Annotated in this window: 6 protein-coding genes; 2 read left to right on the top strand and 4 right to left on the bottom strand. The window is 72.6% G+C overall.

The window, feature by feature from the left end:
* From ACWEN3_RS37825 to ACWEN3_RS37810, 4 genes are all read right to left on the bottom strand, one after another.
* The coding region (locus ACWEN3_RS37825; protein ID WP_452980682.1) for a transglutaminase family protein at positions 1–1,709 on the bottom strand (1,709 nt) is incomplete at its 3' end.
* Entirely contained in the window at positions 1,706–3,067 is a 1,362-nt protein-coding gene (locus ACWEN3_RS37820) for a DUF58 domain-containing protein (RefSeq protein ID WP_452980679.1), read from the bottom strand. The genes ACWEN3_RS37825 and ACWEN3_RS37820, both read right to left, overlap by 4 nt.
* Positions 3,067–4,143: an AAA family ATPase gene (locus ACWEN3_RS37815; RefSeq protein ID WP_452980676.1), complete on the bottom strand. Its 1,077-nt coding sequence runs from the start codon at positions 4,141–4,143 to the stop codon at positions 3,067–3,069. Before ACWEN3_RS37815 ends, ACWEN3_RS37820 begins: the two co-directional genes overlap by 1 nt.
* A 261-nt stretch (positions 4,144–4,404) precedes the next feature.
* Positions 4,405–5,016 (bottom strand): beta-class carbonic anhydrase, encoded by a 612-nt coding sequence (locus ACWEN3_RS37810; protein WP_452980673.1) that lies wholly within the window; start codon positions 5,014–5,016, stop codon positions 4,405–4,407.
* Positions 5,017–5,372: 356 nt separating this feature from the next.
* Here ACWEN3_RS37810 and rsmH point away from each other — a divergent pair, with 356 nt between their 5' ends.
* On the top strand, positions 5,373–6,329 hold the full coding sequence (gene rsmH, locus ACWEN3_RS37805) for a 16S rRNA (cytosine(1402)-N(4))-methyltransferase RsmH (protein ID WP_452980671.1): 957 nt from the start codon (positions 5,373–5,375) through the stop codon (positions 6,327–6,329).
* A gap of 43 nt (positions 6,330–6,372) precedes the next feature.
* The coding region (locus tag ACWEN3_RS37800; RefSeq protein ID WP_452980668.1) for a septum formation initiator family protein at positions 6,373–6,867 on the top strand (495 nt) is incomplete at its 3' end.

Raw genomic sequence — 6,867 nt, 5'->3', positions numbered from 1 at the left:
GCCTGGTCCGGCAGCGAGGTGCCGGGCGTGTCCGACACGGTGTACGACGGCGTGGTGCCCCTGGTGGGGGTCGGCTCGAAGCGGGTCCAGCCGACGCCCTCGAAGTACAGCTCGGGCCAGGCGTGCGCGTCCTTCAGGTTCACCGCCACCGTGCCGTCGGCCTGCGGGGTGCCGGGCGCGAAGCCCACCGCCACCCGGGCCGGGATGCCGAGGGTGCGGGCCATCGCCGCCATCGCGAAGGAGAAGTGGACGCAGAAACCCTGCTTCTTCTTCAGGAAGTTCGCGATGGCGCCGGGCCCGCGGCCGACCGCCACCTGCGTGTCGTACTGGAAGCCGCCGCTGACCGCGAAGTAGTCCTGGAGCTTGACGGCCTCCTCGTAGTGGTTCTTCGCCCCCGCGGTGATCTCCGCGGCGGTGCGCGCCACCACCTTCGGCAGCGCGGGCGGCACCTTGGTGTACTCGCGCCTGAGGGCGGCCGGCGGCTCCGGCGCGGAGGCCAGCTGCTCCGCGGTCGGCTGCACGTCCAGGCTGCTGACCTGGTACGTCTCGCCGCGCGTGTTCTGGCCGTGGTCACCGACGAGGGTCATGCCGACGGGCTCGTACCGCCAGCTGCCGTCGATCCGCACCCCGCTCGGCGGGTAGGGCATCGGCAGCCAGTCCTGGGCGTACCAGTCCGCCGCCGTGACCGTGGTCCTGATCGTGCTGCGCTTGACGTCCGGGCTCAGGCCGATGGGCGTGGGGAACGCGTCCGGCACACCGACGATGTGCCGCTGGGCCGGCTTCCAGGTCGTGCCGTCGAAGTCGTCCAGGGACACTATGCGCAGGTACAGGTCCGAGATGTCGTTGGCGCTGGTCTTCAGCGACAGCACCTCGCGGTCGTTGTCCGTGTTCAGACTGTCGCGCAACGACACCAGCGGGTTGACCGCTGAGATCGTGCCCCCGTTGCCGTCGCCCGCCCCCACCCCGGTGCCGGCGGCGTCCAGCAGGCCGCCCCGCATCGCGGGCAGGACGAGCGGCACCATCAGGGCCACCCCGAGGGCCACCGCGCCGATCCGGCGCCCGGTGCGCACCGGGGCCACGGCGCCGGTGTCCGGGGTGCCGGGAGAGCGGGGCGCGCTGCCGAAGACCCGGCCCCACTGCGCGAGCCGGTCCCGGCCCTCCGCGAGCAGCAGCATCAGATAGCCGCCCGCCGCGACCAGGAACCACAGCCAGTCGGCGCCGCCGTGGGACAGCCCCGCGGCCACCGAGTACAGCGCGAGCAGGGGCAGCCCGGCCGGGGCCGCGCTGCGGAAGGTCACCGCGAGCGTGTCCACCAGCAGACCGACCAGCAGCACACCGCCGATCAGCATCAGCCTGATGCCGTCGGTGAGCGGCGCCGGTATGGCGTACTGGCTGACGTCCTGGGAGCCCTGCTGGAGCAGGTCGGCGAAGTACCGGAAGGTGCCCGGGCCGGGGACCAGCCCGATGACCGCGTGCTCCCGGGCGAAGACCAGGGTGAGCATCAGCAGGGTGGCCAGCGCCTGTGCCGCCACGGTCAGCGGCCGGCCCAGCGGCACCCGCCGGGCCGCCGCGCCCACACCGGTCTGCACGGCCACCAGCGGGATCAGCTCCAGCAGCCAGGACGGCCGGTCCACCAGCGGCAGCAGGGCGCACGAGGCCATCAGCGTGGCCGCGGCGGCGCACAGGGCCAGTCGTGCCCGCCCGCTCATGCCGGTGCCTCCCCGCTCACGGCGGCCAGGCCCGAGCGTTCCCGGTCCGCCTGCCGCCACAGTTCGTCCATCGAGGCGCCGCGCGGCACGCTCAGCGCCGTCCAGCCCGCCTCGCGCAGCATCCGCAGCCGCTCCAGGTGCCGGTCGGCAGCGCGCGGTACGTCGGTCGCCTCCCGCACCCAGGTGTCCGGGTCCAGTACGAAGGCGACGGCACCGCCGCTGCGCCGGCTCATCTTCGCGACCGTCGCGGCCTGCTCCTCGTCCAGGTCGCCGAGGAAGGCGATCAGCAGCCCCTCGTTGCCGCCGCGCAGCACGTCGTACGCCCGGGACAGGCCGGTGCCGTCGGAGTGGTCGATCACCGCGAGGGTGTCCATCATCAGGCCGGCCGCGTCCGCGGTCTCCTGGCCGTGGCCCGCGAACCCGTCGCCGCCCTCGCCGGGCACCGCGCTCCCACTGTCCGTCAGCAGCCGTACCGAGAAGCCGTGTTCGAGCATGTGCACCAGCGCCGAGGCGGTGCCGGAGACGGCCCACTCGAAGGCCGAGTCGGGGCCCGCGCCCTCGTAGGCGCCGCCCCGGGTGTCCAGCAGCACGGTGCACCGGGAGCGCCGGGGCTGCTCCTCGCGGCGCACCATCAGCTCGCCGTAGCGCGCGGTGGACCGCCAGTGCACCCGGCGCAGGTCGTCGCCGTAGCGGTAGCCGCGCGGGATCACGTCGTCCTCGCCGGCGAGGGCCAGCGAGCGCCGGCGTCCGTCGCCGTATCCCTTGGCCTCGCCGCTGAACCGGACCGGAGTCAGCGGGTCCACGCGCGGGATGACCGTGAGGGTGTCGAACGTCGAGAAGGCACGCGTCAGTTCGCACATCCCGAAGGGGTCCGTCAGCCGCAGCTGGAGCGGGCCCAGGGGATAGCGGCCGCGCAGATCGGAGCGGACCCGGTAGGACACCTCGCGGCGGCCGCCCGGCTCCACCCGGTCGAGGACGAACCGGGGCCGTGGCCCGAGGACGTAGGGCACCCGGTCCTGGAGCATCAGCAGACCGGTGGGCAGCCGGGAGACGTTGTCCATCCGCAGATGGACCCGGGCCTCGCTGCCGGCCGGCACGCGCGCGGGGGAGAGCCTCCGGCTGCCGGCCACCTGGTAGCGCGTGCGGTACAGCACGGTCGCGCAGATCAGCGGCAGCGCGGCCAGCAGCAGGCCGACCCGCAGCAGGTCGCTCTGGCCCAGCACGTACGCGCAGACCGCGGCGGCGATCCCGGCCGCCAGGAAGGAGCGGCCGCGGGTGGTGAGACCCGCGAGGGCCGTCCGGATCCCGCCCGCCTCCCCCCGGTCGGCCTCGCCCGGCCCGGTCCCCCCGGTGCTCATCACAGACTCCGCGGAGGCTGCTGGGGATAGGCCGGCACACCGCGCCCCAGGCCGCCGAAGCCGCTCTGCTGGCCCGGCGCCGCCGGCACCGCCGTGTGCTGGAGGATCTCCTGCACCACCTGCTCGGCCGTACGCCGGTTGAGCTGGGCCTGGGCGGTGGGCAGCAGCCGGTGCGCGAGGACGGCGACGGCGAGCGCCTGGACGTCGTCCGGCAGCGCGTACTCCCGGCCGGCGAGGGCCGCGGACGCCTTCGCCGCACGCAGCAGATGCAGCGTGGCGCGGGGGGAGGCGCCGAGTCTGAGGTCGGGGTGGGTACGGGTGGCGGCGACCAGCTCCACCGCGTAGCGCCGGACCGCCTCGGAGACGTGCACCCCGCGCACCGCCTCGATGAGCTTCACGATCTCGTGGGCGTGCGCCACCGGCTGGAGGTCCTCCAGCGGGCTCACCCCGCCGTGGACGTCGAGCATCTGCAACTCGGCCTCGACGCTCGGGTAGCCGACGGAGACCCGCGCCATGAAGCGGTCGCGCTGCGCCTCGGGCAGCGGGTAGGTGCCCTCCATCTCGACCGGGTTCTGCGTGGCCACCACCATGAAGGGGCTGGGCAGTTCGTAGGTCTGCCCGTCGATGGTGACCTGCCGCTCCTCCATGGACTCCAGCAGGGCCGACTGGGTCTTGGGCGAGGCGCGGTTGATCTCGTCGCCGATCACGATCTGCGCGAAGATGGCGCCCGGCTTGAACTCGAAGTCCCGGCGCTGCTGGTCCCAGATGGACACGCCGGTGATGTCCGAGGGCAGCAGGTCGGGCGTGAACTGGATGCGCCGCACCGTGCAGTCGATGGACTTCGCCAGTGCCTTGGCGAGCATGGTCTTCCCCACCCCGGGGACGTCCTCGATCAGCAGGTGGCCCTCGGCGAGCAGCACGGTCAGCGCGAGCCGTACGACCTCGGGCTTGCCCTCGATCACACCTTCCACCGAACCGCGCACCCGCTCCACCGTGGCGGTCAGATCATCCCCCACCCTCGAATACGCTCGGGCGGGGGCGCCCCCATGGCTCGCTGGATCGTCATAGGTCGACACCCGGCCCTCCTCGGCCCGTTCTTTTCTCCGGGCCGACGCTCTCGATGCGAAACCGGCCCACCCCGAAACACGGACACCACGCGGAAACAGTTCCGCGTGATGCCACACCCCGCATTCTTGCTGCCGTTACCGATTCGTGTCACTCGCCTGTGGACAACTGGCCTCACGATGTCGGTCTTACGGCTTTTTCGACCACGTTTTCGATGTGATTCGGTACGGGGGCGGTCGCACGTGTCCGGGGTGGCCGGCCGGTACGGCCGGTCAGGCCGGGTCCACCTCGCGCAGCAGGCCGGTGTGCACGTCGAAGACGAAGCCGCGCACGTCGTCGGTGTGGAGCAGGAACGGCGAGGTGCGCACCCGCTGCATGGACTGCCGCACGTCCTGGTCGACGTCCTGGAAGGACTCCACCGCCCACGCCGGGCGCTGGCCGACCTCCATCTCCAGGTCGCCGCGGAAGTCCTCGGTGAGGGACTCCATGCCGCAGCCCGTGTGGTGGATCAGCACGATGCTGCGGGTGCCGAGCTTGCGCTGGCTGATGGTCAGGGAGCGGATGACGTCGTCGGTGACCACACCGCCCGCGTTGCGGATGGTGTGGCAGTCGCCGAGCTGCAGGCCGAGGGCCTTGTGCAGGTCGAGGCGGGCGTCCATGCAGGCCACGACGGCGACGTGGAGGACCGGACGGGCGTCCATGCCGGGGTCGGTGAACGCCTCGGCGTACCGCTGGTTGGCGTCCACGAGGCGGTTCGTCACCCTGCCGCCAGCGGTTATGGCGTCTTCGGATCCAGTGGGTACTGCTGCAGAAGTCGACATAGCCATGACGTTATCGGTCAGGTGGCGCCCCGGCCTGCTGTGAGAGGGGACAAAGAACGTCATCGCGGCTTGTTGTGAGCTACCCCACACGGACGGCAAACCGGGTCCGGACGGGTGAATCGGTGCGAATCCCGGCTCCTGTCAGGAGGCCGTGCGCGACGCGCAGGCCGGTTGATTGACCGCGAGACAGGGTGGACTAAAGTGACGCGAAGCGGGAGGCGCGGCTCTTCCTGCTGGTGAAACCCCCGGAGACCCCGGCACCCGCCCGGACCGTCTCCCCGCGTGCGCGGCGCGTACGTACGGCTCGGCCTCCTCCCGCTCCCGGTCGGCTGACGCTTCCGGCGCCGGCCGGACTCCCCCCTCACGAGCTGGCGGGGCCCGGTGGTGCGGACGGCACCGCCGGATCATGAGAGGCCTCCTTGAGCCAGAGTCGACACGTCCCGGTGATGCTCCAGCGATGCCTGGACCTGCTGGCGCCCGCCCTGGAGCGCCCGGGAGCGGTGGTCGTCGACTGCACCCTCGGCCTCGGCGGGCACAGCGAAGCACTGCTCACCCGCTTCCCCGAGGCGCGGCTGATCGGCCTCGACCGGGACAAGGAGGCGCTGCGCCTGTCCGGGGAGCGGCTGGCGCCGTTCGGCGAGCGGGCCACCCTGGTGCACGCCGTCTACGACGAACTGCCCGAGGTGCTGGAAAAGCTCCGCATCGCGCGCGTGCAGGGCGTGCTGTTCGACCTCGGCGTCTCCTCCATGCAGCTCGACGAGGCCGACCGGGGCTTCGCCTACGCGCAGGACGCGCCGCTCGACATGCGCATGGACCAGACGACCGGCATCAGCGCGGCCGAGGTCCTCAACACCTACCCGGCGGGCGAACTCGTGCGCATCCTGCGCGCGTACGGCGAGGAGAAGCAGGCCAAGCGGATCGTCTCGGCGATCGTGCGCGAGCGCGAGAAGGAGCCGTTCAGCAACAGCGCCCGGCTCGTGGACCTCATCCGCGACGCCCTCCCGCAGGCCGCCAAGCGCACCGGCGGCAACCCGGCCAAGCGGACCTTCCAGGCGCTGCGCATCGAGGTCAACGGTGAACTGTCCGTCCTGGAGCGGGCGATCCCGGCCGCGGTGAAGGCCGTCGACGTCGGCGGACGGGTCGCCGTGCTGTCGTACCACTCGCTGGAGGACCGGCTGGTCAAGCAGGTGTTCGCGGCCGGTGCCGTGTCCACCGCGCCGCCCGGGCTGCCGGTCGTGCCCGAGCGCTACCAGCCGCGGCTCAAGCTGCTCACCCGTGGTGCCGAACTTCCCACCGAGGAAGAGGTCGCCGAGAACCGCCGGGCCGCCCCGGCCAGACTGCGGGGCGCCGAGCGCATCAGGGAGGACGCCGAGTGAGTGGGACGGGTCGGTTGGATTCCCGGACTCAGCTGGGGGAGTGGTGAGCAGGAAACCCGAACTGAGGGGGAGGGCCGCCCGGCTCGCCCGGCTCTTCCCGGCCGGCCGCGCCAGGGCGGCCCGCACCCCGTTCGTCCTGCTCGTCGTCCTGCTCCTCGGGGGCGGCCTCATCGGGCTGCTGATGCTGAACTCCGCGCTCAGCGAAGGCTCGTTCAAGCTGGCCGACCTGCAGAAGCAGACGAAGAACCTCACTGACGAGGAGCAGGCGCTCCAGCGGGACATCGACGCCTACTCGTCCCCGGACGCGCTGCAGCGCCGGGCCCATGAACTCGGCATGGTCCCGGGGGGCGACCCGGCCTTCCTCGGCCCCGGCGGCACGGTCAAGGGCGTCCCCGGCGGGGCCACCCCCGAGTCCGCCGCCTTCACCGACCCGGTCCCGCCCGAGGCAGCGGCGCTCATCACCTCCCAGGAGACGGGCGACCCGACCGCATCCGCTCCGCGGCGCCATCCGGAAGTGGGAGTGCGGGCGGCTTCGGGC

The organism is Streptomyces sp. NPDC004561 (assembly GCF_053602155.1).
The sequence above is the reverse complement of the archived record's forward strand: the minus strand, read 5'-3'. Positions and strand labels throughout refer to the sequence as shown.

Coding starts and splice junctions, on each gene's coding strand:
- ACWEN3_RS37820 (WP_452980679.1), bottom strand. CDS start 3,067: ATGAGCACCGGGGGGACCGGGCCGGGCGAGGCCGACCGGGGGGAGGCG.
- ACWEN3_RS37810 (WP_452980673.1), bottom strand. CDS start 5,016: ATGACGTTCTTTGTCCCCTCTCACAGCAGGCCGGGGCGCCACCTGACC.